We start from the raw sequence: 26,230 nt of genomic DNA, 5'->3' as shown, positions 1-26,230 counted from the left end.
TTTAATATCAATACATATAGGTATATAATAGATTATAGGTCTAAATTTGCAGATGATGACTATAAAGTAATGAAGAATTAACAAATGGTTAAATAAAAAAGATAGGTGACAAAGCATGTATGAATATATAAAAGGAATTTTTAAGTCTATAGAAAAGGAATATATAGTTATAGAATGTGGTAATATTGGATATAAAATTTTCACATCAGGTAGTACAATTTCTAATATGCCAGCTATTGATCAACAAATAAAGATTTATACTCATCAAATTGTAAGAGAAGATTTTATTGGACTTTATGGTTTTTTAACTAAAGATGAAATATCCATGTTTAATCTTCTTATTTCCATTAATGGTGTAGGACCTAAGGCGGCACTATCACTCATGTCTATTGCCAATGTTTCCACATTAAAGTATGCTATAATTACCGATGATGATAAATTAATAACTAAGGCACCGGGCATTGGTAAGAAAACTGCTCAAAGGATCATATTAGAACTTAAGGATAAGATAACCGTAGGAGGCTCCATGCCAAAGGGAACTACTATTAGTGATATTGACATAGATAATGAAAAACTATCAGAAGCAGTGGGGGCACTTATAGCTCTTGGATACTCGGATAAAGAGGCTGAAAAAGCAATAGAAAAAGCTAATAGAAGTAATAGTGTTGAAGATATTATAAAGGAATGTTTGAAAATTTTAATGGGATAATAACCTTATTAAGGGTTTTCTAGTTAAGGAGGGGGATTATGGAAGATAGAGTTATTACATCTAATATTATTGAGGAAGATATAGAAGTAGAATATTCCTTAAGACCTCAGCGCCTTAAGGAATATATAGGACAAGAAAAAGTTAAAAATAAGTTAGATATATTTTTAAAAGCTGCAAAGATGAGAAAAGAACCCTTAGACCATTTATTATTATATGGACCACCAGGCCTTGGCAAAACTACATTAGCTAACATAGTAGCAAAGGAAATGGGTGGAAATTTGAAAATTACATCTGGGCCTGCTATAGAGAGAGCAGGAGATTTAGCAGCATTGTTAACTAATCTAAATACCAATGATGTATTATTCATAGATGAAATTCATAGATTGAATAGATCTGTAGAAGAAATTTTATATCCAGCCATGGAAGATTTTGCTCTAGATATTGTTATTGGTAAGGGGGCATCAGCAAAATCTATAAGACTAGATTTACCTAAATTTACCCTCATAGGAGCAACTACAAGGGTAGGACTTTTAACTGCGCCTTTAAGAGATAGATTTGGAGTACTATGCTCAATGGAATATTATAATGATGACGAGCTTAAAGAAATTGTTTTAAGGTCTTCTGAAATATTGGGAGTTGAAATTGATAAGGAAGGTGCCTTTAGTCTGGGAATGAGATCTAGAGGAACACCAAGGATAGCTAATAGGTTACTAAAAAGAGTTAGAGATTACTCTATGGTTAAAGGTATAAATGTAATTGATAGTAACATGGTGGAGCAAGCAGCTGAACTTTTAGAAGTAGATAGAGAAGGTTTTGATAGATTAGATAATAAGATATTAGAAGCCATAGTGGATAACTTTAATGGGGGGCCCGTTGGAGTTGAAACTTTAGCTTATTTTATAGGTGAAGAAGTCAGTACCATTGAGGATGTATATGAACCATACCTAATACAAAAGGGGTTTATTGTAAGAACTCCAAGGGGGAGAATGGCGGCAAAGAAAGCCTATGAACATTTAGGAAGGATTATTCCAGATCATATATTATAGAAATAAACATATAGATAGAATAGGGAAGTGTATAGACTTTGAAAGTAAAAGATTTTTATTTTGATTTACCAAAGGAATTAATAGCCCAGCATCCTTTAGAAAAAAGAGATGAATCAAGGCTTATGGTTCTAAATAAAAAAAGTGGTGAAGTAGAACATAAAGTGTTTAAAGATATTATAGAGTATTTAAATCCAGGAGATTGTCTTGTATTAAATGATACAAGAGTTATGCCGGCTAGACTTTATGGAGCTAAGGAAGGCTCCGGTGGTAAAATGGAGTTTTTGCTTTTAAATAGGCATGAAGATGATATATGGGAAACTTTAGTTAAGCCTGGCAAAAGAGGAAAAGTTGGAGCTAAATTTGTATTTGGAAATGGAGAACTAAAAGCCCAGGTAGTAGAAGTTTTAGACAATGGAAATAGAAAAGTAAAGTTTTACTATGATGGTATATTTGAAGAAGTATTAGATAGACTTGGTGAAATGCCATTGCCACCATATATAGAAGAAAAACTGGAAGATAGAGAAAGATACCAAACGGTTTACTCAAAGGAAGTAGGTTCTGCAGCAGCCCCTACTGCTGGACTACACTTTACAGATGAGCTACTACAAGCTATCAAGAAAAAGGGGATTAATATAGCTTTTGTAACTTTGCATGTGGGACTTGGAACCTTTAGACCGGTAAAAGCTGAAGATATTCAGGATCATGAAATGCATTCTGAGTATTATATTTTAGATAAGGAAAACGCTGAAATAATAAATAATGCTAAAAGAAGTGGGAAAAGAGTTATAGCTGTGGGAACCACATCAAATAGAACCCTTGAAAGTATAGCTAATGAAGAAGGTCAAGTTAAAGAACAATCAGGATATACTAGTATATTCATATATCCAGGATATAAATTTAAAATAGTAGATGCCATAATAACTAATTTTCATTTGCCAGAATCTACTTTAATAATGCTTATAAGTGCTTTTTCAACTAGGGAAATAGTGATGAATGCTTATGAAATTGCAGTAGAAAACAAATATAGATTCTTTAGTTTTGGTGATGCTATGTTTATCCATGAATAGGAAGGACGATGAATAGGTGTATAAATTACTTAAAAAGAGTGGAAAAGTTAGACGTGGGGAATTTGTTACTCCTCATGGTACAATACAGACCCCTGTGTTCATGAATGTTGGAACTTTGGCTGCAATAAAAGGAGCAGTATCATCCATGGATTTAAAAGAAATCGGGTGTCAGGTAGAATTGTCAAATACATATCATCTTCATTTAAGACCAGGAGATGAAGTAGTTAAAAAAATGGGAGGACTTCATGAATTTATGAATTGGGATAGACCTATTCTTACAGATTCAGGTGGGTTTCAAGTGTTCTCATTAGCAAGTATGAGAAAAATTAAAGAAGAGGGTGTATACTTTAGCTCTCATATAGATGGTAGAAAAATATTTATGGGACCTGAAGAAAGCATGCAAATTCAAAGTAATCTAGCTTCAACTATTGCTATGGCCTTTGATGAGTGTATTCCAAATCCATCTTCAAGAGAATATGTAGAAAAATCTGTAGCAAGAACTACTAGATGGCTTGAAAGATGTAAAGTAGAGATGGATAGATTAAATGCAGATCCTAATACTATAAATAAAAAGCAAATGCTATTTGGTATAAATCAAGGTGGAGTTTACGAGGATATTAGAATAGAACATGCTAAGACCATTAGAAAACTAGACCTAGATGGATATGCAATTGGAGGATTGGCTGTTGGTGAAAGTCATGAGGACATGTATAGAGTTATTGATGCAGTAGTTCCATATCTTCCAGAGGATAAACCAATTTATCTTATGGGAGTAGGTACTCCAGAAAATATATTAGAGGCTGTTTCAAGAGGTGTAGACTTCTTTGATTGTGTATTACCTGCTAGAAATGGAAGGCATGGACATGTGTTTACTAAGTATGGTAAAATAAACATCATGAATGCTAAATTTGAATTAGATAAAAATCCTATAGATGAAGGCTGTGACTGTCCGACTTGTAGGCATTATACAAGAGGATACATAAGGCACTTATTTAAAGCCAAGGAAATGTTGGCAATGAGACTTTGTGTGCTTCATAACTTGTATTTCTATAATAAATTAATGGAAGATATAAGAAATGCAATTGATGGGGATTACTTTGAAGAGTTTAAAAATCAAAGACTTTCAGAGTGGGGAAAAAAATAATTAGGTATCTATTTTTTTAATATATACATAACTAGTGAAAGGAGAGATATTATGCAAAACTTAATGGCGTTTCTTCCAATGGTACTTGTACTTGTGTTGTTTTACTTCATGATTTTCATGCCAGAAAAGAAAAGAAAGAAACAATACAATGATATGTTGAATTCTTTAGCTATAAATGATGAGATTATGACTAAAGGTGGAATCATGGGAAGAATAATAAATATTCAAGAAGAATATATTATTTTAGAAAGTGGTCCAGATAGAGCGAGAATAAAAATGAGCAAACTAGGTATTGCTTCAGTTTCAAAATCAGCTAATGAACCAGAAGAAATAAAGGCATAATCATCATAAAACCCCTTATATAAACATATTAATTAATATAAGGGGGTTTTGGGTATGTATAAAAAGCTTAATTATTCCGCTATAGGAGTAGGGGTGCTTAGAGCATCAATTTTAACAGTAATTTGCGTTTTAGTATATTCATTGGTTACTTCATATTTCCCATTTAGTGATGCAGTCACATCAGTATTTTTAGTTATAGCTACATTGGCTAGTGTGGTATATGGAGCTATATATGCTACATTAAAAATGGGAAGTAAAGGATGGCTTGTAGGATTGCTAGTAGCAGTATTTTATATGTTAATACTTTATATAGTATCCTTATGCTTTGGAAATGACTTGGCATTAGGAGGAAAAGACGTAGTTAGATTAATTTTAGCATTAGCAGCAGGATCATTGTCAGGAATGCTAGGAGTGAATCTATAGATATTATCAATTTTAGGAGGAATAAAAATGAAACATATAAAAACTATCAACAAATCTAACATTAAAGAAAGTTTAAAAAAACCAGGTTGTAAAGAGTGCGCTAACTCATGTCAATCAGCTTGCAAAACTTCTTGTACAGTAGCTAATTTAGAGTGTGAAAACTAATCATTTTAAAGGCAGTAACAAAAAGTTACTGCTTTGTGTTTAGTTAGGAGGAAAAACAATGGAATTGATTCATAAATTTAGACAAGGCAATGATTTTTATATTATAGATGTAAATTCAGGTGCAGTTCATGAAGTAGATGAGCTTGTATATGACATGCTAGACTCAGATAAACTTAAAGATAAAGACGAGTTAAAAGAAATATATAAGGATAGATACTCCAGTGAAGAAATTGATGAGGTATATGAGGAATTACAATCTTTAGTTCATGAAGAAATGCTTTATTCTAAAGATTTATATGAAAATATAGCAATGATGAGTGGACAAGCAGAGGTAGCTATAAAAGCCCTTTGTCTTAATATAATTCATGATTGTAATTTGAAGTGCAAATATTGTTTTGCAGATGAAGGAGAATATAAGGGTTGTAGAAAAACCATGAGCGCACAAACCGGTAAAGACGCTATAGATTTTGTTATAAAAAACTCAGGAAAAAGAAAAAATATAGAAATTGACTTATTTGGTGGAGAGCCACTTATGGCCTTTGATATCATAAAGGAAATAGTAGACTATGGTAGAGAACAAGAAAAACTTCACAATAAAAACATTAGATTTACTATGACTACCAACTCTACTCTTTTAAATGATGAAATAATGGACTACCTTGATAAAAACATGGGAAATATAATTTTAAGTATAGATGGAAGAAAAGAAGTCAATGATAAAGTAAGAATAAGATTTGATGGAACTGGTACCTATGAATCCATATTACCTAAAATAAAGAAAATGGTAGATATAAGAGATAAGTCTAAGACTTATTATGTAAGAGGTACTTTTACAAGAGAAAATACAGATTTCTTTGAAGATGTAAAGCATATGGTGGAGCTAGGCTTTGATGAAGTATCTATTGAACCAGTAGTACTTCCTGATGAACATGAACTTTCATTAAGAGAAGAGGACCTTCCTACAATTTTTCAGCAATATGATAAATTATATGAATATATGGTTGAAAAATATGAAGAAGGAAAATCCTTTAAATTCTATCACTTCAATATAGATTTACAAGGAGGTCCATGCATCTATAAGAGAATTTCAGGATGTGGAGCTGGACACGAGTATGTAGCAGTTACACCTGATGGAGAAATATATCCTTGTCATCAATTTGTAGGGAATAAAGACTTTCTTATGGGAGATATATATGAAGGGGTTAAAGACTTTTCTATAGTTCAAAATCTTAAGGATGCTCATATATATAATAAACCTACATGTAAAAACTGCTGGGCAAGATTCTACTGTAGTGGAGGATGTCAAGCTAACAACTTTAACTTTAATGGAGATGTTCACGTGCCATATGAATTAGGTTGTAAAATGCAAAAGAAGAGAATAGAGTGTGCTATTGCTTTAAAAGCGAAAACAATGAATAAGTAATTGTGTTTTAAAGGATAGAATTTTAAATTCTATCCTTATTTTGATAAAAATGAGTAATATACAGAAAATTAAATTATATATACTTGATTTTATCCATACAATACCTGTAAAATAAATAATAAATAGACAATTAGAAAAATACAATTTAATAACAGGAAGGGGATAACCATGAGGAGGAAAAACAGAAAAAGTGGAATTGTAGTTATCATAGCAATAATATTAATAGGTCTTTTTGCATACGCTGGTCTTTATGGGGTGAATTTAGGTGATTATAGAATCAAGACCTTTGGAAGTAGTATTGATAAAGGACTTGATTTAGTAGGAGGAACTTCTCTTTTAATGGAGATAAAGGAGGAGAAGGTAGATCAAGCTGTTATAGATAGAACTATAGAGCTTATTTCTATGAGAATAAATAAAGATGGAGTAAGCGAAATTCCTATAACTCAAGAAGGGGAAAATAGAATTAGAATAGAAATACCCGGAGAGTTTGATACAGATAAGGTTTTAGACACCATTGGTAAAACTGGTGAATTAACCTTTGAAGGTCCAGATGGAAAAGTAATTTTAACTGGTAAAGAGGTTAAAGAAGCAGGAGCATATATATCTCAAGATAATAAGTATATTGTTAACCTTGAATTAAATGAAGCTGGAACTGAAAAATTTGCGGAAGCAACTAAGACTTTTTTAAATAAAAGTATAGCTATAAAAATGGATGGTGAAATTTTAACTAATCCAACAGTTAATGCTGTTATCAGTGATGGAAAAGCAATTATTGAAGGTATGAGCTCTTTAGAAGAGGCAAATTCTATTGCTAGTATCATAACTTCAGGAGCTCTTCCAGTAAAAATAGAAGCTATTTCAGTTAAAACAGTAGGACCAACTATTGGAGCTGAAGCATTATCCCTTAGTAAAAAGGCAGCCATGATTGGTATAGCTTGTATAATACTATTTATGGTTGCATACTATAGAGTTCCAGGAATAATTGCTTCTATGGCTATTGTTTTATACGTAAGCTTGGTACTTATTGTATTTTCCCAATTTGGAGTAGTATTAACTCTAGCTGGTATAGCTGGATTGATACTTACCATTGGTATGGCTGTAGATGCTAATGTTCTCATATTTGAAAGAACTAAGGAAGAGTTAAGGTTAGGAAAATCTATTAAGACTTCTGTAGAAGCAGGATATAATAGAGCATTATCATCAATTTTAGACTCTAACATAACTACAATTATAGCAGCGTTAGTGTTATATTTCCTAGGTTCAGGTTCTGTAAAAGGGTTTGCAGTAACACTACTTGTAGGTATACTTATAAGTATTTTTACAGCTCTTTTTGTTACTAAGTTCTTACTTAACAGTGCTGTAAATGCTGGGTGGATAAATAAGCCTTCATATTTTGGCGTAAGAGAAGGAAAAAAACATGAATTTAGTAGTTTAAAAATAATAGAGAAGACTAAAATATGGTTTGCTATATCAATAATTATAATTGCTATTGGAGTTGGATTTATAGCAACTAAAGGTTTAAATTATGGAATAGATTTCAAGGGTGGTACATTAATTACTTTAGATATGAATAAAGAATTCAATAAGGTTGATGTAAATACTATTATTGATAAGTATGCTAAAGATAAATACTCTACAAAATCAGCCAATGAAGGGAAAGAGATACAAATTATTGTTCAAGAAGGGGTATTAAATGAAGAAAAGACTAATGCTCTTATTGATGAAATAAAGGAAAAGTATTCATTAGAAGATAGTGCACTTATTGGCAAGGAAAGTATAGGAGCTACTGTTGGAAATGAATTAAAGAAGAAGGCACTGTTAGCCTTAGGAGTTGCTTCTATAGCTATGCTTATATATATTACTGCTAGATTTGAATTTAGCTATGCAGCAGCATCTATTATAGCTTTACTTCATGATGTATTAATTACTCTTTCTTTCTATGCTATATTTGGAATTCAAGCCAATTCACCATTTATAGCAGCTATTTTGACTATAGTAGGATATTCTATTAATGATACTATTGTTATCTTTGATAGAATAAGAGAAAATGTTAAGAGAAATAGAAGGATGGATCAATTAGAAGTTGCTAATATGAGTATAAAAGAAACTATGACTAGAAGTATAAATACATCCTTAACAACACTTATAACTATAGTGGCAGTTTATGTTCTAGTGCCATCCATAAGAGAGTTTTCACTTCCACTTATAGTGGGAATTGCCTGTGGAGCTTATTCTTCAATATTTATAGCTTCACCACTATGGGTAATAATTAAAAATGCAAAGCAAAAAAAGAAAGCTAAAGTAGTAGCATAATATAAACAAAGTTCATGGCGAAAAACATTTTATCATGTTTTTCGCCATTTTTATAATAATTTGTTTGTAAAATTGTCAGTTTTAAATTATAATATATTTGTTTTCTATAAATAGATTTCTTAAACTCCATAATATGTACAAGTAATATGGAGTTAGAAGTTTTTTGTTCAAGGAGAATGTGATCACTGAATATATGATGAAAATATAAGGGATCAAAAAACTACTCATGGAACTAATTTGGAGGAGCGCATATGGAGTATAGTATGAATAGGAAAGATAATGATCCGTTTCTATTAGGAAATATGAAAATTGCATTAAACAGAATTGTGAAAGCTATCAATGAGAGAGAAAAGATAGTTATATATGGCTATCATGACTTTGATAGCGTATGTGCCATATCTCTTCTTATGTTAGTATTACGATATGTAAATAGTGATGTAGAGTATTATATACCCAGTGTATATAGGAATGATAGAAATTTAAATAAAGAAGATATAGAGAATAATTTATTATGTCTTGGAGCAAATTTAATTATAACAGTTGGTTGTGGAGTTAAATCTAAAGCAGAAATACAACTTTGTAAGGAAAACAACATAGATATAATTGTAACGGATTATCATAATCACATAGTAGAGGATAATAATTGTATAACAATAAATACCTATCAAACAAATTGTAATTATCCTTTTAAAGATTTTACAGCTTGTTCCCTTATATATAAATTCATAGAAGTTATAGCTTCTTATTATAAGATAAGTTGCACACAAAAGTATTTAGATTTAGTAATGATGGGTATAATTACAACAGAGATAGAAATAGAAGAAGAGAATAAATACTTTGTAGAAGAAGGGTGCAAAAAATTAAAACAAACTAATAATTATGGAGTTAGGGCGTTGATAAGAGAACATGAGCGGAATTATGGTGGTATAATGAAGTTTTATGATGAAGGTATTATAAAGCTCTTACCAAAGATGATTTCCAAGAATAAGCTAGATAATGCAAGGATAATTGTTGAACTTTTTACTACTAATGATAGTTATAGGGCAAAGCAAATATCAAAATACTTATATAAAGAGGTTATGATGAGTTTAGAATAGCTTAATATATAAAAGCATTTTAATATACATATTTTTTAAAGTGTTGCATTAAATATCAAGGTTAATATATAATTTAATTATGGTAAAGATGTGTTTGGGTAAAGGCTTTAGGAGGAGTAGAAAATGAATTTAAAAGATAAAGTTAGAATAATAGAAGATTTTCCGAAAAAAGGTATAAGTTTTAAAGACGTAACTACTTTACTTCAAGATAGAGAGGCGTTAAGAGAGTCAATAGATGTGATTGCCAATCATTTGAAGGATAAAAAAATTGATATAGTAATAGGACCAGAAGCTAGAGGTTTTTTATTTGGAGTACCGGTAGCTTATGCTTTAGGAGCTGGTTTTGTACCAGTTAGAAAACCAGGTAAATTACCCTATGAAACTATTAAAACTTCCTATGATTTAGAATATGGAAGTGATGCGTTAGAAATTCATAAGGATGCTATTAAAAAAGGTCAGAGAGTAGCAATTGTTGATGATTTACTTGCTACAGGAGGAACCGTAGCTGCTGTTGCAAAGCTTGTTGAGGAATCAGGTGGAGAAGTTGTAGCCATAGACTTTTTAATAGAGCTAACAGAACTTAAAGGTAGAGAGAAAATAGCACAATATGATATTATGTCTGTTATAGACTATCCATTTTAGAATTGAACATAAATTGCAATAATTTGGGTTATAGTATATAATTATTACTGAGTTTAAATAGGTGGCTGGTTCATTAACCAGCCTTTAATTTTAGGAGTGTATTACAATGATTGATAAATTGATAGAAAAAATTAATAGTAATTGTCACAATGTAGATATCAATTTTGTAAATAAGGCCTATGAATTTTCTGTAAATGCCCATAAAGAACAAAAAAGAGAGTCAGGAGAGCCTTATATTATTCATCCTTTAGAAGTAGCTTGTATTTTGGCTGAACTAGGACTTGATACCTCTACCATAGTGGCAGGTCTTTTACATGATGTAATTGAAGATACAGAATATACATATGAAGATGTTTGTAACATCTTTTCTATAGAAGTGGCAGATTTAGTAGAAGGGGTATCTAAGCTAGGTAAAATAAAATATAAGTCAAAAGAAGAACAACAAGCAGATAATGTTAGAAAAATGCTTCTTGCTATGGCTAAAGATATAAGAGTAATACTTATAAAATTGGCTGATAGATTACATAACTTGAGAACGTTAAAATACATGCCAGAGAATAAACAAAAGGAAAAGGCTAAGGAAACTCTAGATATATATGCGCCTTTAGCTCATAGATTAGGTATATCAAAAATAAAGTGGGAGTTAGAGGATTTAGCATTAAGATACTTAAATCCAACAGAATATTATGACTTAGTAAAGCTGATTTCAGATAAGAGAAATGAAAGAGAAGAGCAAATAAGTCATATCATATCACAACTTAAATTAAATCTTAATATGGGTGGAATTACAGCAGAAATAGAAGGTAGACCAAAGCACTTCTATAGTATTTATAGAAAAATGATAAAAAGTAGTAAAACCATAGATCAAATATTTGATCTTACAGCAGTAAGGATATTAGTAGACGATATTGGAAATTGCTATGCTGCATTGGGAATAGTACATACTATGTATAAGCCTATACCAGGTAGATTTAAGGACTATATTGCTATGCCTAAACCTAACATGTATCAGTCACTTCATTCAACGGTAATAGGACCTTTCGGAAAACCCTTTGAAATACAAATTAGAACCTTTGAAATGCACAGAACTGCTGAATATGGTATTGCAGCTCACTGGAAATATAAAGAAAGTGTTCAAGATGAGGATAAATCTCTAGATTCAAAGCTATATTGGCTTAGAGAAATGCTAGAATGGCAAGGAGAGACTTCTGACGCTGAAGAATTTATGGAAGGCTTTAAGATAGATTTATTTTCAGATGAAGTATTTGTGTTTACTCCAAAGGGTGATGTTATAAATTTGCCAAATGACTCTACACCTATAGACTTTGCCTATGCTATACATACTGCAGTAGGTCACAAGTGTGTTGGAGGTAAGGTAAATGGGAAGATAGTACCTCTAGATTATAAGCTCAGAACAGGAGAGATTGTAGAGGTAATTACAGCTACTAATTCAAAAGGACCTAGCATTGATTGGCTGAATATAGTTAAGAGTAATCAAGCAAGGAGTAAAATTAAACTATGGTTTAAAAAGGCAAATAGAGAAGAGACCATAGCAAAGGGAAAAGAATTAGTTGATAAAGAGTGTAAGAAGCAAAATTGTATATTTTCTCAAGTAATTAATGAGGACATTATTGAGAAAATTATTAGAAGATATAACCTAAAGAACATGGATGATTTATACCATGGTGTAGGAATTGGAGACATAAACCCTAATAATATGATAAGCAAGCTAAAGGATGCTTATGATAAAGAGAACTCTAAGCAGTTAAAACTTGATGAATTAAGGCTAATTCATGAGGAAAAAAGTAAAAAACAAAATAATAATACTTATTCTGGAGTTACAGTTAAGGATATGTCTAATATTCAAGTTAGGTTTGCAAAATGTTGTAGTCCTGTATATGGAGATGATATTATTGGATATATTACAAGAGGCAAGGGTGTATCTATTCATAGAAGTGACTGTAAGAATGTAATTAACCTACAGGATAAAGAAAGTCACAAGATAGTTGAAGTAGCTTGGGGAAAAGAAAATAAAGATAAATATATTGCTGACATAGAAGTAATAGCTGAGGATAGGTTAGGTCTTCTTACAGATATTATAGAGATACTGGGGCTTGTAAAGGCTAATATTTTATCAATAAGTGCTGTAACAAATAAAAAAAATATAGCAGTTGTAAGCCTAAAAATAAATATTTCTAGTATAGAGCATTTAAAGGATATTCAAACTAAACTTAAGAAAATCAAGGATGTTAAGGATGTCTATAGAAGGAAACAATAAAAAGGAGTGCTTAATATGAGAGCTGTTGTACAAAGAGTTAAATCTTCAAAGGTTGAAGTAGATAATAAAGTTATTAGTGAAATAGGAAAAGGAATTAATTTACTTGTGGGAATAAGTAAGGAAGATACTAAAGAAGATATAGATTATATAGTAAGAAAAGTTCTTGGAATGAGAATTTTTGAAGATGAAGATGAAAGAATGAACTTTTCACTTCAAGATATAGAGGGGGAGCTATTAATAATATCTCAATTTACTCTATATGGTGATTGTAGAAAGGGAAAGAGACCTGATTTTATGAAGGCACAAGGTGGAGATGCTGCTAGAGAATTATATAATGAACTAGTAGAAGCCTTTAAAAAAGAAATACCTAATCTAAAGACTGGGGAGTTCGGAGCTGATATGAAGGTTGAAATTATAAATGATGGACCAGTAACACTTTTATTAGAGAGTAAGAAGGAATTTTAAAATTTTAAGAAATATATGGCATTTTGAGGTGATACTATGATTATAAAAAGAATGATGGCAGGAGTTTATGCTGCTAACTGTTATATATTATTTGATGAAGAAACAAAGGAAGCTGTAGTTTTAGACCCGGGTGGAGACATAGATGATGTATGCAAAGCTCTTAATCAATTAGAAGCTAAGACTAAATATATCATATTAACCCATGGTCACTTTGATCATACTACAGGGGTAGATGGATTAAAGGCTGAAACAGGAGCAACTGTAGCTATGGCTAAAGAAGATAATGATATGATTTTAAATAATATAATGTATTATGGACCACTTATTGAAGGAGGAGCAGAACTTTTATTAAAACATGGTGATATATTAAAGTTTGGTAATTATAAAATAGAAGTTTTAGCAACGCCAGGACATACACCAGGAGGAATAAGTCTTTTAGTAGATGGAAATGTGTTTACTGGAGATACTCTATTCAAGGGATCTGTTGGCAGAAGTGATTTAGCTGGTGGAGATCATAATGAGCTTATAACAAGTATAAAAAATAATTTAATGCCTCTTAGTGATAGTGTGGCAGTTCACCCAGGTCATGGACCAAGTAGTACCATAGGCCAAGAAAGAATGGAAAACCCATTTCTATAGGTAAAAATTTAAACTGTATATTGGGTTATAAGAAGGTAATTTGAAATAAGGATTTGATAAATATGACAAATGATATAAAATCTATAAAAGTAAAGCTAAGTAATATGAATTTTAGATATGATATATTTCTTATGATAAATCTATTTTATAGTTTTATTAATATAGAATTTGTAAATGAGGAATTTGATTTATCTATAGATATAGATGAAAAAGCAGGAAGTATTATAATTGAAGGAACCGAAGGACTCTTTAATTATGAAATCAATAGAAATTATAAGCTTTCAGAGGAAGTTAAAAAGTCCTTATTCATATATCTTAGAAATATCACTGGCAAGGTTCTTCCATGGGGAACTTTAGTTGGGATAAGGCCTTCTAAAAAAGCACTAGATCTTTTAGAAAAAGGATATAGTGAAGAAGATGTAATAAAAGAATTTAAGGATAGACATGAAACGAGCAAAGAGAAGACAAAACTTTGTATTGATGTAGCTAAGTACGAAAAAAGCGTAGTTAACAAAGATAAAAATACTATAAGTATATATGTGGGTATGCCCTTTTGTCCAACTAGATGTATTTATTGTTCTTTTACCTCAAATCCTATAGGTGGAAAGTCAACTTTAGTTAAAGACTATCTTAATGCTATTACCAAGGAAATAAAAGCTATAAGTAAATATGTTTCAGAAAAGAATTTAACTATTGAAAGTGTCTACTTTGGAGGAGGTACGCCTACTTCTGTAAATGATGAAGAATTTGAAGATATAATGAATAAGATATATAAGTGCTTTGTTGAAGGTAAGGGTGTTAAAGAATTTACTGTAGAATGTGGAAGGGTAGATAGTATAACAGAAAGAAAACTTCAATCTATGAAAAAATATAAGGTTCATAGGATTAGTATAAATCCCCAAAGTATGAATGATGATACTTTAAAAAATATTGGTAGAAATCATAGTAGTAAGGATGTAGAAAACTGCTTTAATCTAGCGCGAAGTCTAGGTTTTGATAATATAAATATGGATATGATAGTTGGTCTCCCAGGAGAAGAGCTAAGTCATATAAATAGAAGTTGTGAAGAAATACTTAAACTAAATCCAGATAGCATAACTATACATGGTATGTCTATTAAAAGAGGCTCTAGACTATATGAAAATCTAGTTAATAAGGGACAGTTTACTATTCCTAATCAATATGAGTTAAATGCTATGTATGAAGCTACAAAAAATCTTTCTTTAGAATTAAATATGAAGCCTTATTATATGTATAGACAAAAAAATATGGTAGGTAACATGGAGAATGTAGGCTACTGTAGAGATGAAAAAATATGTATATATAATATTCAGATGATAGAGGAAAAACAAACTATTATAGCTCTTGGAGCAGATGGAGTTTCAAAAGTTGTTTTCCTAGATGAAAATCGAATAGAGAGATTTGCAAATGTTAAGGATGTAAAAGAGTATAATGATAGAATAGACGAGATGATAGGTAGAAAGATAGAATTACTCAATACACTATATTAAAACAATTATGTACATAGGTTTTAAAGAAAAATTCATTTGGGTAATGATATTATAATATATTTTAGACTTAATAAGTAAATAGGAGGAATTTAAATGGGAGAATCACTTAATGGACTTAAAAGAACCATTATGTGTGGTGAAGTAAGAGAATCAAATATCTCTGAAAAAATCACTGTTATGGGTTGGGTCCAAAGAAAAAGAAATTTAGGAAGTTTAGTTTTTGTTGATTTAAGAGACAGAACTGGACTACTACAAGTTGTATTTGGTGAAGAAATAAATAAAGAAGCCTTTGAAAAAGCTGATTTAGTTAAATCTGAGTACTGCATAGCTGTTACTGGAGAGGTTATAAAAAGAGAATCTCCTAATAAAAATTTACCAACAGGAATGGTAGAGCTTAAAGGAGAGAATATTAAAATACTTTCAGAATCAGAAACTCCACCTATATATATTAAAGAAAACTTAGATGCTAGTGAAAATATAAGATTAAAGTATAGATATTTAGATCTTAGAAGACCAGATATGCAAAAAATATTAATGATTAGACATAAAGCTGGAAAAGTAGTAAGAGATTATCTAGATGAAAATGGATTCTTAGAAATGGAAACACCAATGCTTACTAAGAGTACTCCAGAAGGAGCTAGAGATTACTTAGTGCCTAGTAGAAATTATCCAGGAATGTTTTATGCATTACCTCAATCTCCACAAATATTTAAGCAATTATTAATGGTTTCTGGATATGATAAATATTTTCAAATAGTAAAATGTTTTAGAGATGAAGACTTAAGAGCTAATAGACAACCAGAATTTACACAAATAGACTTAGAGATGAGCTTTGTTGAAATGGAAGATATTATAGCTTTAAATGAAGGTCTTCTAAAAAGAGTATTTAAAGAAGTTATAGATGTAGATGTACAACTTCCAATAAAGAGAATGCCTTATGTAGAAGCTATGAATAAATATGGTAGTGACAAGCCAGATTTAAGATTTGGTATGGAGATACAAAATATTACTGAAGCAGTAAGAGGTACAGATTTTGCTGTATTTAAAGGAGCCATTGAAAATGGTGGATCAGTAAGAGCTATTGTAGCTAAAAACTGTGCAGACATGGGTAGAAAGAAAATTGATAAACTAGGTGAGTTTGTTAAAACTTATAAAGCAAAAGGGCTTGCTTGGATAGCTTATAAAGAAGGAGAAATAAAATCTCCAATAGCTAAATTCTTCTCAGAAGAAGATATGTCTAAATTGTTAAATGCTGCTGGAGCAGAAGTGGGAGATTTAGTTTTAATAGTTGCAGATGTTGATAGCGTAGTACTTCAATCTCTTGGAGCTTTAAGATTAGAACTTGCTAAGGAACTTGGAATCTTAGAAGGAAACAAAGAATTTAACTTTGTATGGATTACTGAATTCCCAATGTTTGAGTATGACGAAGAAGAGAAGAGATTCGTAGCTCTTCACCATCCATTCACAGCACCTATGGATGAAGATTTAGAACTTCTAGAAACAGATCCAGGAAGAGCTCGTGCTAAGGCTTATGATATAGTATTAAATGGAGAAGAACTTGGTGGAGGAAGTATAAGAATTCATGATACAAACCTTCAACAAAGAATATTTAATCTTCTAGGCTTTACTGATGAAAGTGCATGGGAAAGATTTGGATTCTTACTAGAGGCATTCAAATATGGACCACCACCACACGGCGGCCTTGCATATGGTTTAGATAGAATGGTTATGTTCCTTGCAGGAACTGATAACATAAAAGATGTTATTACCTTCCCTAAAAATCAAAATGCTTATTGCCCAATGAGTGAGGCACCTAATGTAGTTGATAAAAAACAATTGATTGATTTAGGAATAGAAGTAAGTAAAGTAGATAAATAATTTAATAGAAGATTTATTATTATAGAAAATAATAATAAGTTATATGGACATAATAACTTTATAAAACTATTGATACTTAGTGATTAATATTTATTTTACAATTGCAATTTAATTACAATTGCTATATAATAATACTAAAGAATATTCTGCTGTGTGCGTGGAAATGGTTTATATTGAGCCAACATTTAAACGTTGTGGCTGATGTTCTCATTATGGAGTGTTGACTGGCTATTTTATAGTTGGTACCAGAAGTAATGAGGCGATTCCACCCCTGGTAGACAGGGTTCAAATACATCATTAATACGGCACGGTGGGTATCAATAGTTTTAATATTAAGGAGTAAATACTTTGTATTTACTCCTTTTTAGATATGCTTTAGATAAACAGAATCTTTAGCTTCTATGAAGATTAGGTATGGGATAAAATATAATACATCTTATAAATTTAATATAAGATGTATTATTAGAAAATATTATTCCTCAACATTTCCCAGTTTACGTTGAGTTCTTCTGATTTTTAATTTTTGCATCAATCTACTCAAAGTAGATACTAAAATAATTCCAACAGCTATAACTCCTGCTAAAGAAAGAGTTTCGATTCCATTATTTAAGGAATCAAATACATTACCTTCAACTGCTTCAAAAACTGTATAATACATTCCACTTCCAGGAACTAAGGGAATAAGAGAACAAACTAAAAATAATGTTACAGGATTTTTTAAAACTCTAGAGAAGATTTCAGCATAGATACTGATGCTTATAGATGCTATAAGCATAGCTAAGATGTTAGAGTCAGATAAGTTCAGAGTAAGGCTGTAAAAAAACCATCCAACGGCACCTCCAAGGGCTGCAAAGAACAAATTTTTATCCCTTACATTAAAGAGAACTCCAAAGCCTAAGGAAACAATAAAAGCATATATAACTTGAAAAAACATTTTACATTCCTCCTAGAATAAACATCCATATTTTGAAACTAAATGCAGCCCCAATAGCAATGGCTCCAGCTATCATAATAGCTTCCAGAGTTCTTGAAAGACCTGAAAGTAAATCTCCAGATATAGTATCCCGAATAGCGTTAGTAATAACTAAGCCTGGAACAAGTAACATAATTGAACCAATAATTATCACATCTTTATGAAATATAGGATTTATGTAAGAAAAGAAAAGTCCAATTATAGCTGCTAAAGCACCACCTGCCACATTAATAAAAAATTCATTAACACTTAAACGAGATAACATGGAGGATAATAAATTAATTAAAACTCCTGCGCCAAAGGCTATAATGAAGTCACTAAGGCTGCCACCAAAAAGTAAGGTAAATGTACCAGTAGTTACTCCAGCAAAAAAAGTTTTTATGCTATTAGAATATTTTGGAAAGCTGCGTATATATTTCAATTCTTTTCTAAGTTCATCTAAAGTTAAAGGATGGCTTTGTATTTGTCGAGATAAGTTATTAATTAAAGCTACCTTTTCTAAATCTGTGGCTCTAGAAGTAATTCTCTTAATTATGGTACTATTCCTACCGTTTTCATCCATAGTTGAGGTGATTATTGCTGTAGGAGAAACAAAGCTTTCAGCATTATCTATGCCATAAGACTTACATATCATATTTATTGTTTGTTCAACTCTGTAGGTTTCACCACCATTTTCAAGCATTATTTTTCCGGCCTCTGCAGCCAAGTTTACTATATTATCAGTAATCATAATGGTACTCCTTTGTTATATTACAATATCTTATTATTAACATTCATCAAAGATATTATAGAACAAAAAACAAGATAATGTATAATTGTTAGAATAATAAATTTATTATATTACAATATTGTGTTAAATTTATTATATAGGCAAATATTATAAGGTTACAATAATCAAGGAAAACTTTCAATATGATATTGTTTTCAAGTTTAGGTTCAATTAAAGAGATAGCTAAGGGGGATTTTATGGATAATGTAAATATATTATTAGAAAGTCTAATTAGTAACTTAAAAGAAGGAATTCACATAGTTGATAGTAAAGGTAAGACCATACATTATAATCATGCCATGGAAAATATAGAAGGTATGAAAAGTGAAGATGTAATGGGAAAGGAAATTCAAGAGTATCTTAGGGATATAGAACATTCAACTATCTTAGAAAGTTTAAAAAGTGGACACACCTATAGAGATACTATACAAAACTATAGTAATGGGGCAGGAAAGATAATAACAAGTGTAAACTCTACTATTCCAGTAATGGTAGATGGAAAAGTTGAAGCAGTAATTGAAATAGCTAGAGATATGACACAAATAAAGAAATTAAATGAAACTATATGTCAGTTAGAAAATAAAAGTAAATCAAAGAAAAATTATTATACCTTTAATGATATCATAGGAAGTAGTAAGGTACTAAATGAAGAGATTTTAAAAAGTAAAAAAGCTAGTATATCTAATTCCTCAGTACTTATATATGGAGAAACTGGATGCGGTAAGGAACTATTTGCACAAGGTATACATTATGAAGGAATAAGAAGAGACAAGCCCTTTATAGCTATTAACTGTGCAGCAATACCAAGTGCACTGTTAGAGGGAATGCTCTTTGGAACGGTTAAAGGTAGTTTTACAGGAGCAGAAAATAAAAAAGGTCTTTTCGAAGAAGCTCATAGAGGAACTATTCTACTTGATGAAATAAATTCTATGGATCCCTATTTACAATCAAAATTATTAAGAGTGCTCCAAGATGGATATATAAGACCACTAGGAAGTAATAAGATTATTGATGTAGATGTAAGGATTATAGCAACAATAAATGAGGAAGCAGACAAACTTATAAGAGAAGGAAAGCTTAGAAAAGATTTTTATTATAGATTGAGTGTAATTAAAGTAATGATACCACCACTTAGAGAACGTAAAGAAGATATAAGCCAATTATGTGATTTTTTTATAAACTATTATAATGGTATTCTATATAGAAATGTAAAAGGAATTAGTGAAGATGTTATGGAGGGATTTTTAAACTATAGTTGGCCTGGAAACGTAAGAGAGCTTAAGAATAATATAGAAAGTGCTATGAACATGGTTGAAGATGGAGAAATATTAACAAAGGAGTGTTTTGGTAATAAGATTAATTCTGTAGTAGAAGTAACTGCAGAAGAGGGATTTAGAGGAGATGTCCCTTTAAATGAATATATAGATAGTCTTGAAAAAAATATAATAGAAAAAAGTTACAAAAAGAACAATAAAAACATAACAAAAACTTCAGAGGAATTGAAAATATCAAGACAAAACCTTCAATACAAACTGAAGAAGCATAAATTACTTTAGTTACTTGCTTTTTAGAGAATTAAAATATGAAAAATATAAACAATGTGTTAATAAAAAGAATAAATTAAATATTAAAAAGATTTAGAAACATATATGCCTAAAATTCGGCAAAGCGTATGCAAATAATTTTGCATACGCTTTTTAAGTGGATAGAACATAAGTAAATAGAGAAAAATTTTTTGCGGTAAATTTTAAAAAGTGATGAAATTATATACATTTAACCTATTTAAAGTTATGAAATTCTCTAAATAATATATTTTCTTTGGCATGGGAATTGCTCTAGTAAAATATAGAATTTATAAAAATAATTTAATCACGAGGGGGATTTTACAATGGAAAATGTTAAGGTAGCAATTTGGGGCTTTGGTGCTATGGGAAGTGGAATGGCAAAAATGCTATTAACTAAAAAAGGTGTAGACATAATAGGGGTTTGTGATATGCACCCTGCTAGAGCAGGAAAAAGTATTTTTCAAGTTTTGGGAGTAGAAAGAGGAGACAGAGAAGATGTAATAATAAAAGCTAATATAGATGAAGTATTAACAGAAAAATGCTGTGATATTTGTTTATGTGCAACAGATTCTTTCACAAAAAATGCTTTTCCAAAGTTGAAATCTGTACTTGAAAAGAAAATAAATGTTATTTCTACAGCAGAAGAAATGTCTTATCCTCAAGCTAAAAATCCTGAACTAGCTGCAGAGTTAAATAGAGTTGCAAAGGAAAATGGAGTTACAATTCTTGGAACAGGTATAAATCCAGGATTAATCATGGATTTACTTGTTGTATGTTTAACAGGTTGTATGACTGAAGTAACACATGTTGAAGCGAAGAGAGTAAATAGTTTATCACCATTTGGACCAGCTGTTATGGAAGAACAAGGAGTTGGTATGAAGGTTGAAGATTTTAATGCAGGAGTTAAGGATGGAAGTTTAGCAGGACATGTTGGATTTATAGAATCTGTAAATATGATAGCTGATTCTATGGGCTGGAAAGTTGATAAGTTTGAACAACAAATGGCTCCAATAGTAACTACTGTAGATAGAAAGTCACCTTATGGCTTTGCAGCTGCTGGAGATGTTGCAGGTGTTAATATGACAGGTCAAGGATATGTTGATGGAGAAGTAAAAATAGATATGATTCATCCACAACAAATAGAACCTGAAATGGAAGGTACATTTACTGGAGATTACATCACAATAAAAGGTACACCAGAAGTTAATATGTCAATTAAGCCAGAGGTTGATGGTGGACTTGGAACAATTGCTATGTGCGTTAACATGATTCCACATGTAATTAATGCAAATCCAGGATTAAAAACTATGATAGATTTACCAGTACCAAGGGCTATAATGGGAGACTTTAGAAATTTCATAGATAGATAAACTTATTTAATTATAGATATTTACTTCGGAGGTGAAGGTGTTGATTAAGAAGGACACATTTATTGAAATAGAAACAGTAGTATTACAATGTGAGGATAGATCGCCAGCAATTCCAGAAGATACAAAGGAAACTCCACTTAAAATGTGGGTTAGGGGTTTCGTAAATTCAGATTGTGAGCTGGGGGATGAAGTTGAAATCACTACAACTATTGGAAGAACTATAAGAGGTATAGCTAAGGTGGTAGAACCTTCATATTCTCATAATTTTGGTAGCTATGTAAGTGAAATAGCATATATTGGAAAGCAAGCTAAGGAAATGATTTTCAATGAATAGTTATACAGAAAGTAGGTGATTGATATGAATAAGTATGAAGAGGTTATGAGCAGAAAAAATCAAATTATGATTAAGTCTGTAGGAATGGATTTTGACAAATATGAAAAGGGAAGTATAGCTTTTGATTATGAAGCAATGATGAGAGATATAGGATACTCCTTAAGTGATATTATGAAAATTCAACGAGAAGTGGGAGTTGGAAATACACCACTATTAGAATTAAGAAATATTACTGCCTTGGCAAGAAAGGTATCAAAGACTGGAAAAGCAGCTAGGATATTTGTTAAGGATGAAAGCTGTAATCCATCTGGAAGTTTTAAAGATAGAAGAGCATCCGTATCTGTGTATGATGCTAAGGAAAGAGGCTATAAGGGGGTTGCATCAGCTACTTCTGGAAATTATGGAGCTGCAGTAGCATCTCAAGCAGCTATGAAGGGGTTAAAATGCACCATAGTCCAAGAATGTTATGATTCTAAAAAAGTAGGACAACCAGAGATTATAGAGAAGGGCAGAAAATGTGAATGGTTAGGAGCTGAAGTTTTACAATTAACAGTAGGACCAGAATTATTCTACACCTATCTGGAGACTTTAGAAGAAACAGGTTTTTATAATGCATCCTTATATTCTGCTTATGGAATAGCGGGAGTTGAAACTTTAGGTTATGAGATAGCCACAGAATGTAGAGAGAGATTTGGAAAGGATCCGGAAGCAGTAGTAATTACCCATGCAGGTGGTGGAAATGTTACTGGTACTGCAAGAGGACTTATAAAGGCAGGAGCAAATAATACAAAAGTTATTGGGGCTTCTGTAAATTTACAAGGTCTTCATATGGCAAGTGATAAAGCTTTTAATAGAAAATCCTTCACTACTGGACACACTGGATTTGGTATTCCATTCATGGTATGGCCAGATAGAAGTGATGTACCAAGAAGTGCAGCAAGACCTCTTAGATATTTAGATAGATATGTAACCTTGCCTCAAGGGGAAGTGTTCTACATGACTGAGCTTTTAGCACAGCTTGAAGGACTTGAAAGAGGACCAGCTGGAAATACTTCTTTAGCAGCAGCCTTTGTCATAGCTCAAGAGATGGAGGATGACGCAATTTTAGTAGTTCAGGAAACTGAGTATACTGGTGCTGGAAAGCATATAGTTCCACAATTAACCTTTGCAAAGGAAAATGGAATTAAAGTGCTTAGAGGTAATCCAATGGATGAAGTTCCAGGAGAAAATATTATACTTCCAGAGGATCCATCTTACTTGCAAATAGATAATAAAGAGCTAGACGATTATAGAAAATCATTAATTAAAAACACAGTAAAGCTTTTAAAAGAAAAAGAAATTGGACAGGTAGATTTAGATTTCTTATGTGAGGAAACAAAACTTAGAAAAGAAACAGTAATAGATATTCTTGAAGAATTTGGGATTAATGTGAAATAGGGTTAATAAGTAAATAGGGTAAAGATAAATAATGTGTGAAAAGATAAAAAAACCATTAGGGGGAGAGAAGTAGTGAAAAGAGAAGACGATTTTGAAATAAGAAGAAAACATTTAGAAAGTTTAAGTGATAAAGAATTATATGAAAGGTTTTGGAAATTGACAGAAGAAATAGTAAATCCAATGGTGGATTTAGCATATGGAAATACCTCATCCTCTATAGAAAGGTCAGTACTTCTTAGAATGGGCTTCTCAAGCATAGAATCTCAAGCTATAGTCCAAGAAGGCTTAAAAGCAGGACTTCTTGGAAAAGGTATGGGAAACGTAGTTTTAAAATATGCCAAATTAAAGAGTGTGCCATATTTAGAAGCTGGTAGAGAACTTGGAGAAGGAAAAGGCTGGAATGAAGTAACTAATTTGTTTGGGGGGAATAAATAATGCTAGATATAAATAAGAAAATAGATGTAGCAGAAATACTTAAGGACTTAGATAAGTATGAACCTAAAAGAAGAGGTTGGCATTGGAGAGAAGAATATAAAGAGCCAATGGGAGAGTTTGAATATAAGGAGATATCAAAACCCCTAAAAAATAGTAAAGCACTTCCATCAGCAACTAGCTTTGCTAATATAGACCCTCAACCAAAAGCTGTAATAACTTCAGAAATAGCTTCAGGAAGATTTGAAGATGATATTAGAAGAATGAGAATGGCAGCTTGGCATGGTGCAGACCATATAATGGTTATAAGAACATCAGGACAAAGTCACTATGATAGCTTAATTGAAGGAAGTCCAGAAGGAACTGGAGGAGTTCCAATAACTAGAAAAGAAGTTAGAGCTACAAGAAAAGCTCTTGATATGATTGAGGAAGAAGTAGGAAGACCAATAAATTTCCACTCCTATGTATCAGGGGTTGCAGGTCCAGATATTGCTGTAATGTTTGCAGAGGAAGGAATAAATGGAGCTCACCAGGATCCTCAATATAATGTACTTTACAGAAACATAAATATGGTTAGATCCTTCGTTGATGCAGCAGTAGCAAAACATATAATGGCATGGGCTGATATTTTACAAATAGATGGAGCACATAATGCAAACGCAACTGCAATGAAGGGTTATAAGGTAATGCCTGAACTTATGGTTCAACATGCTATAAATTCAAAATTCTCTGAGAAGGTTGGTATGAAACAAAGCAATATATCACTATCTACAGTACCACCAACAGCACCACCAGCTCCATGTTTAAGATATGATTTACCTTATGCTGTAGCACTTAGAGACTTATTTGAAAACTATAAAATGAGAGCACAGATGAACACAAAATACATGGCATCTTGTACTAGAGAAGCTACAGTAACTCATTCACTAAACTTGTTAATATCTGAACTTACTTCAGCAGATATTCAAAGTACTATCACTCCTGATGAAGGAAGAAATGTACCTTGGCATTATAATAATATCCATGCTGTAAATACAGCTAAGCAAGCTTTAATTGGTATGGATGGCTTAATGGATATGATAGAGCTTAAAAAGGATGGATATCTTCCAGAGAAGGTTAGAGAACTTAAGGAAAGAGCAGTATTATTCCTAGAGGAAATGATTGAAAATGGTGGATACTTCAAAGCTGTAGAAGATGGATTCTTTGTAGATTCAGGAGAATATCCAGAAAGAAATAGTGATGGTATTGTAAGAAAGATAGATGGAGGTATTGCTGTTGATACAGTAGTTCCAAGAGATAAAGAATACTTTGCTCCAGTATGTGCTCACTTTGGATATAATAATGTTCCAGAAGAATATAACAAACCATGTGATGCAATAGATGAATGTACATTATGTAATCATAGCAAAATAGTTTATATAGATGAACTTGATGAAGAAGATAATGTTAATGTAAGAATGGCTAAAAATAGTAAAGAGGAAGGAACTATAATTCCAGAAGTAGAGTGGAAGAATGATGGCTACGTATCTACAACATTATTCCTTACTGAGGAGGAAAATATAGCAGAGGCTGCAGCCCTTGAAATAGGAAGAAGAATGAATTTAACTGATGTAGAAGTTATTCATAAACAGGTTATGCAAGATGCAGAAGGTACCTTAGTAGAAATCAAAGGTAGAGTAAGCTTTGCAATTAAAAAAGATGAACTTAAGATTCCAGAAAAGCAAGAGCTTTTACCAGATGATGTAATGAGAGATTACGTTAAGAATAATCCTATTAGAGTGGTAGCTGCTACTGTTGGAGAAGATGAACACTCTGTTGGTCTTAGAGAAATTATAGATATTAAGCATGGCGGTATTGAAAGATATGGTATAGATGTAGTATATCTTGGAACTTCTTGTCCAGTAGAAAAATTAATAGATGCAGCTATTGAAACAAAGGCTCAAGCTATAATAATGAGTACTATTATCACTCACAATGATGTACACACAAAGAACATGCAAAAGATTCATGATCTATGCATAGAAAAAGGTGTAAGAGATAAATTCATTATAGCTTGTGGAGGAACTCAAGTAACTAATGAGATTGCTGTAGCTCATGGTATGGATGCAGGTTTTGGTAGAGGAACTCATGGAAATAATGTTGCCTCCTTTATCATTGAAACCTTAATGAAAAAAGAACAATAATAATTTGAAGATTTATTATTTGATA

24 protein-coding genes and 1 other RNA gene are annotated in these 26,230 nt (G+C 31.5%); 23 read left to right on the top strand and 2 right to left on the bottom strand.

The genetic code is table 11. From position 1 onward, the window contains the following. The first annotated feature begins 115 nt into the window (after positions 1 to 115). The 17 genes from ruvA to ssrS all read left to right on the top strand — a co-directional run bounded on the left by ruvA (position 116) and on the right by ssrS (position 17,462). The gene (gene ruvA, locus B3J31_RS00690) at positions 116 to 709 is read left to right on the top strand and encodes a Holliday junction branch migration protein RuvA (protein WP_346866701.1); all 594 of its coding nucleotides are present in this window, start codon (positions 116 to 118) and stop codon (positions 707 to 709) included. Between the two features lie 38 nt (positions 710 to 747). Beyond that, positions 748 to 1,755, top strand: a complete 1,008-nt coding sequence (gene ruvB / locus B3J31_RS00685; protein ID WP_035134458.1) for a Holliday junction branch migration DNA helicase RuvB — start codon at positions 748 to 750, stop codon at positions 1,753 to 1,755. A 38-nt stretch (positions 1,756 to 1,793) separates the two neighbouring features. Further along, on the top strand, positions 1,794 to 2,822 hold the full coding sequence (queA, locus tag B3J31_RS00680) for a tRNA preQ1(34) S-adenosylmethionine ribosyltransferase-isomerase QueA (RefSeq protein WP_150843912.1): 1,029 nt from the start codon (positions 1,794 to 1,796) through the stop codon (positions 2,820 to 2,822). A gap of 16 nt (positions 2,823 to 2,838) precedes the next feature. Further along, positions 2,839 to 3,966, top strand: coding sequence for a tRNA guanosine(34) transglycosylase Tgt (gene tgt / locus B3J31_RS00675; RefSeq protein ID WP_150843911.1), 1,128 nt, complete (start codon positions 2,839 to 2,841; stop codon positions 3,964 to 3,966). 51 nt (positions 3,967 to 4,017) lie between these two features. Next, a complete protein-coding gene (yajC, locus tag B3J31_RS00670) occupies positions 4,018 to 4,308 on the top strand; it encodes a preprotein translocase subunit YajC (RefSeq protein ID WP_035134465.1) in 291 nt (96 codons plus the stop codon). Between the two features lie 54 nt (positions 4,309 to 4,362). Then, positions 4,363 to 4,731 (top strand): TIGR04086 family membrane protein, encoded by a 369-nt coding sequence (locus tag B3J31_RS00665; RefSeq protein WP_150843910.1) that lies wholly within the window; start codon positions 4,363 to 4,365, stop codon positions 4,729 to 4,731. 27 nt (positions 4,732 to 4,758) lie between these two features. Beyond that, entirely contained in the window at positions 4,759 to 4,896 is a 138-nt protein-coding gene (gene scfA / locus B3J31_RS00660; RefSeq protein WP_035134469.1) for a six-cysteine ranthipeptide SCIFF, read from the top strand. Between the two features lie 58 nt (positions 4,897 to 4,954). Next, positions 4,955 to 6,319 (top strand): thioether cross-link-forming SCIFF peptide maturase, encoded by a 1,365-nt coding sequence (gene scfB, locus B3J31_RS00655; protein WP_150843909.1) that lies wholly within the window; start codon positions 4,955 to 4,957, stop codon positions 6,317 to 6,319. 168 nt (positions 6,320 to 6,487) lie between these two features. Then, positions 6,488 to 8,632, top strand: a complete 2,145-nt coding sequence (gene secD, locus B3J31_RS00650; RefSeq protein WP_150843908.1) for a protein translocase subunit SecD — start codon at positions 6,488 to 6,490, stop codon at positions 8,630 to 8,632. Between the two features lie 251 nt (positions 8,633 to 8,883). Further along, entirely contained in the window at positions 8,884 to 9,729 is an 846-nt protein-coding gene (locus tag B3J31_RS00645) for a DHH family phosphoesterase (RefSeq protein WP_035134475.1), read from the top strand. Between the two features lie 123 nt (positions 9,730 to 9,852). Further along, a complete protein-coding gene (locus B3J31_RS00640) occupies positions 9,853 to 10,371 on the top strand; it encodes an adenine phosphoribosyltransferase (protein WP_150843907.1) in 519 nt (172 codons plus the stop codon). 106 nt (positions 10,372 to 10,477) lie between these two features. Beyond that, positions 10,478 to 12,649, top strand: coding sequence for a bifunctional (p)ppGpp synthetase/guanosine-3',5'-bis(diphosphate) 3'-pyrophosphohydrolase (locus tag B3J31_RS00635; RefSeq protein WP_346866700.1), 2,172 nt, complete (start codon positions 10,478 to 10,480; stop codon positions 12,647 to 12,649). 15 nt (positions 12,650 to 12,664) lie between these two features. Further along, complete coding sequence (dtd, locus tag B3J31_RS00630) at positions 12,665 to 13,114, top strand: D-aminoacyl-tRNA deacylase (protein ID WP_150843905.1); 450 nt, start codon at positions 12,665 to 12,667, stop codon at positions 13,112 to 13,114. Between the two features lie 36 nt (positions 13,115 to 13,150). Next, positions 13,151 to 13,753 (top strand): MBL fold metallo-hydrolase, encoded by a 603-nt coding sequence (locus tag B3J31_RS00625; protein ID WP_150843904.1) that lies wholly within the window; start codon positions 13,151 to 13,153, stop codon positions 13,751 to 13,753. A gap of 62 nt (positions 13,754 to 13,815) precedes the next feature. Continuing rightward, the gene (locus tag B3J31_RS00620; RefSeq protein WP_346866699.1) at positions 13,816 to 15,264 is read left to right on the top strand and encodes a coproporphyrinogen III oxidase; all 1,449 of its coding nucleotides are present in this window, start codon (positions 13,816 to 13,818) and stop codon (positions 15,262 to 15,264) included. A gap of 93 nt (positions 15,265 to 15,357) precedes the next feature. After that, the gene (gene aspS / locus B3J31_RS00615; protein WP_150843902.1) at positions 15,358 to 17,142 is read left to right on the top strand and encodes an aspartate--tRNA ligase; all 1,785 of its coding nucleotides are present in this window, start codon (positions 15,358 to 15,360) and stop codon (positions 17,140 to 17,142) included. A 140-nt stretch (positions 17,143 to 17,282) separates the two neighbouring features. After that, a non-coding RNA gene (gene ssrS, locus B3J31_RS00610) (6S RNA) lies at positions 17,283 to 17,462 on the top strand. Positions 17,463 to 17,614: 152 nt separating this feature from the next. Here the strand turns inward: ssrS and B3J31_RS00605 are convergent. Then, complete coding sequence (locus B3J31_RS00605) at positions 17,615 to 18,076, bottom strand: threonine/serine exporter family protein (protein WP_150843901.1); 462 nt, start codon at positions 18,074 to 18,076, stop codon at positions 17,615 to 17,617. A gap of 1 nt (position 18,077) precedes the next feature. Then, on the bottom strand, positions 18,078 to 18,845 hold the full coding sequence (locus tag B3J31_RS00600; RefSeq protein ID WP_150843900.1) for a threonine/serine exporter family protein: 768 nt from the start codon (positions 18,843 to 18,845) through the stop codon (positions 18,078 to 18,080). A 236-nt stretch (positions 18,846 to 19,081) separates the two neighbouring features. Here B3J31_RS00600 and B3J31_RS00595 point away from each other — a divergent pair, with 236 nt between their 5' ends. The 6 genes from B3J31_RS00595 to oraE all read left to right on the top strand — a co-directional run bounded on the left by B3J31_RS00595 (position 19,082) and on the right by oraE (position 26,205). After that, the gene (locus B3J31_RS00595; protein ID WP_150843899.1) at positions 19,082 to 20,440 is read left to right on the top strand and encodes a sigma 54-interacting transcriptional regulator; all 1,359 of its coding nucleotides are present in this window, start codon (positions 19,082 to 19,084) and stop codon (positions 20,438 to 20,440) included. A 332-nt stretch (positions 20,441 to 20,772) separates the two neighbouring features. Next, entirely contained in the window at positions 20,773 to 21,819 is a 1,047-nt protein-coding gene (gene ord, locus B3J31_RS00590; protein ID WP_150843898.1) for a 2,4-diaminopentanoate dehydrogenase, read from the top strand. Positions 21,820 to 21,856: 37 nt separating this feature from the next. Continuing rightward, positions 21,857 to 22,153 (top strand): 2-amino-4-oxopentanoate thiolase subunit OrtA, encoded by a 297-nt coding sequence (gene ortA, locus B3J31_RS00585; protein WP_346866698.1) that lies wholly within the window; start codon positions 21,857 to 21,859, stop codon positions 22,151 to 22,153. A gap of 24 nt (positions 22,154 to 22,177) precedes the next feature. Further along, the gene (gene ortB / locus B3J31_RS00580; protein WP_346866697.1) at positions 22,178 to 23,590 is read left to right on the top strand and encodes a 2-amino-4-oxopentanoate thiolase subunit OrtB; all 1,413 of its coding nucleotides are present in this window, start codon (positions 22,178 to 22,180) and stop codon (positions 23,588 to 23,590) included. A 72-nt stretch (positions 23,591 to 23,662) separates the two neighbouring features. Continuing rightward, positions 23,663 to 24,025 (top strand): ornithine aminomutase subunit alpha, encoded by a 363-nt coding sequence (locus B3J31_RS00575; RefSeq protein ID WP_346866696.1) that lies wholly within the window; start codon positions 23,663 to 23,665, stop codon positions 24,023 to 24,025. After that, the gene (oraE, locus tag B3J31_RS00570) at positions 24,025 to 26,205 is read left to right on the top strand and encodes a D-ornithine 4,5-aminomutase subunit OraE (protein WP_346866695.1); all 2,181 of its coding nucleotides are present in this window, start codon (positions 24,025 to 24,027) and stop codon (positions 26,203 to 26,205) included. Before B3J31_RS00575 ends, oraE begins: the two co-directional genes overlap by 1 nt. Positions 26,206 to 26,230: the final 25 nt, after the last annotated feature.

Origin of the sequence: Clostridium sp. UBA5988, from assembly GCF_002435615.1 — a bacterium.
Lineage (GTDB): Bacteria > Bacillota > Clostridia > Clostridiales > Clostridiaceae > Clostridium_J > Clostridium_J sulfidigenes.
This window is presented reverse-complemented; position numbering and strand designations above follow the sequence as displayed.

What these genes read in the sequence shown, in the direction of transcription:
- ruvA (WP_346866701.1), top strand. Translation starts at nt 116, where the DNA reads ATGTATGAATATATAAAAGGAATTTTTAAGTCTATAGAAAAGGAATAT.
- ruvB (WP_035134458.1), top strand. Translation starts at nt 748, where the DNA reads ATGGAAGATAGAGTTATTACATCTAATATTATTGAGGAAGATATAGAA.
- yajC (WP_035134465.1), top strand. Translation starts at nt 4,018, where the DNA reads ATGCAAAACTTAATGGCGTTTCTTCCAATGGTACTTGTACTTGTGTTG.
- B3J31_RS00665 (WP_150843910.1), top strand. Translation starts at nt 4,363, where the DNA reads ATGTATAAAAAGCTTAATTATTCCGCTATAGGAGTAGGGGTGCTTAGA.
- scfA (WP_035134469.1), top strand. Translation starts at nt 4,759, where the DNA reads ATGAAACATATAAAAACTATCAACAAATCTAACATTAAAGAAAGTTTA.
- scfB (WP_150843909.1), top strand. Translation starts at nt 4,955, where the DNA reads ATGGAATTGATTCATAAATTTAGACAAGGCAATGATTTTTATATTATA.
- secD (WP_150843908.1), top strand. Translation starts at nt 6,488, where the DNA reads ATGAGGAGGAAAAACAGAAAAAGTGGAATTGTAGTTATCATAGCAATA.
- B3J31_RS00645 (WP_035134475.1), top strand. Translation starts at nt 8,884, where the DNA reads ATGGAGTATAGTATGAATAGGAAAGATAATGATCCGTTTCTATTAGGA.
- B3J31_RS00640 (WP_150843907.1), top strand. Translation starts at nt 9,853, where the DNA reads ATGAATTTAAAAGATAAAGTTAGAATAATAGAAGATTTTCCGAAAAAA.
- B3J31_RS00635 (WP_346866700.1), top strand. Translation starts at nt 10,478, where the DNA reads ATGATTGATAAATTGATAGAAAAAATTAATAGTAATTGTCACAATGTA.
- dtd (WP_150843905.1), top strand. Translation starts at nt 12,665, where the DNA reads ATGAGAGCTGTTGTACAAAGAGTTAAATCTTCAAAGGTTGAAGTAGAT.
- B3J31_RS00625 (WP_150843904.1), top strand. Translation starts at nt 13,151, where the DNA reads ATGATTATAAAAAGAATGATGGCAGGAGTTTATGCTGCTAACTGTTAT.
- B3J31_RS00620 (WP_346866699.1), top strand. Translation starts at nt 13,816, where the DNA reads ATGACAAATGATATAAAATCTATAAAAGTAAAGCTAAGTAATATGAAT.
- aspS (WP_150843902.1), top strand. Translation starts at nt 15,358, where the DNA reads ATGGGAGAATCACTTAATGGACTTAAAAGAACCATTATGTGTGGTGAA.
- B3J31_RS00605 (WP_150843901.1), bottom strand. Translation starts at nt 18,076, where the DNA reads ATGTTTTTTCAAGTTATATATGCTTTTATTGTTTCCTTAGGCTTTGGA.
- B3J31_RS00600 (WP_150843900.1), bottom strand. Translation starts at nt 18,845, where the DNA reads ATGATTACTGATAATATAGTAAACTTGGCTGCAGAGGCCGGAAAAATA.
- B3J31_RS00595 (WP_150843899.1), top strand. Translation starts at nt 19,082, where the DNA reads ATGGATAATGTAAATATATTATTAGAAAGTCTAATTAGTAACTTAAAA.
- ord (WP_150843898.1), top strand. Translation starts at nt 20,773, where the DNA reads ATGGAAAATGTTAAGGTAGCAATTTGGGGCTTTGGTGCTATGGGAAGT.
- ortB (WP_346866697.1), top strand. Translation starts at nt 22,178, where the DNA reads ATGAATAAGTATGAAGAGGTTATGAGCAGAAAAAATCAAATTATGATT.
- oraE (WP_346866695.1), top strand. Translation starts at nt 24,025, where the DNA reads ATGCTAGATATAAATAAGAAAATAGATGTAGCAGAAATACTTAAGGAC.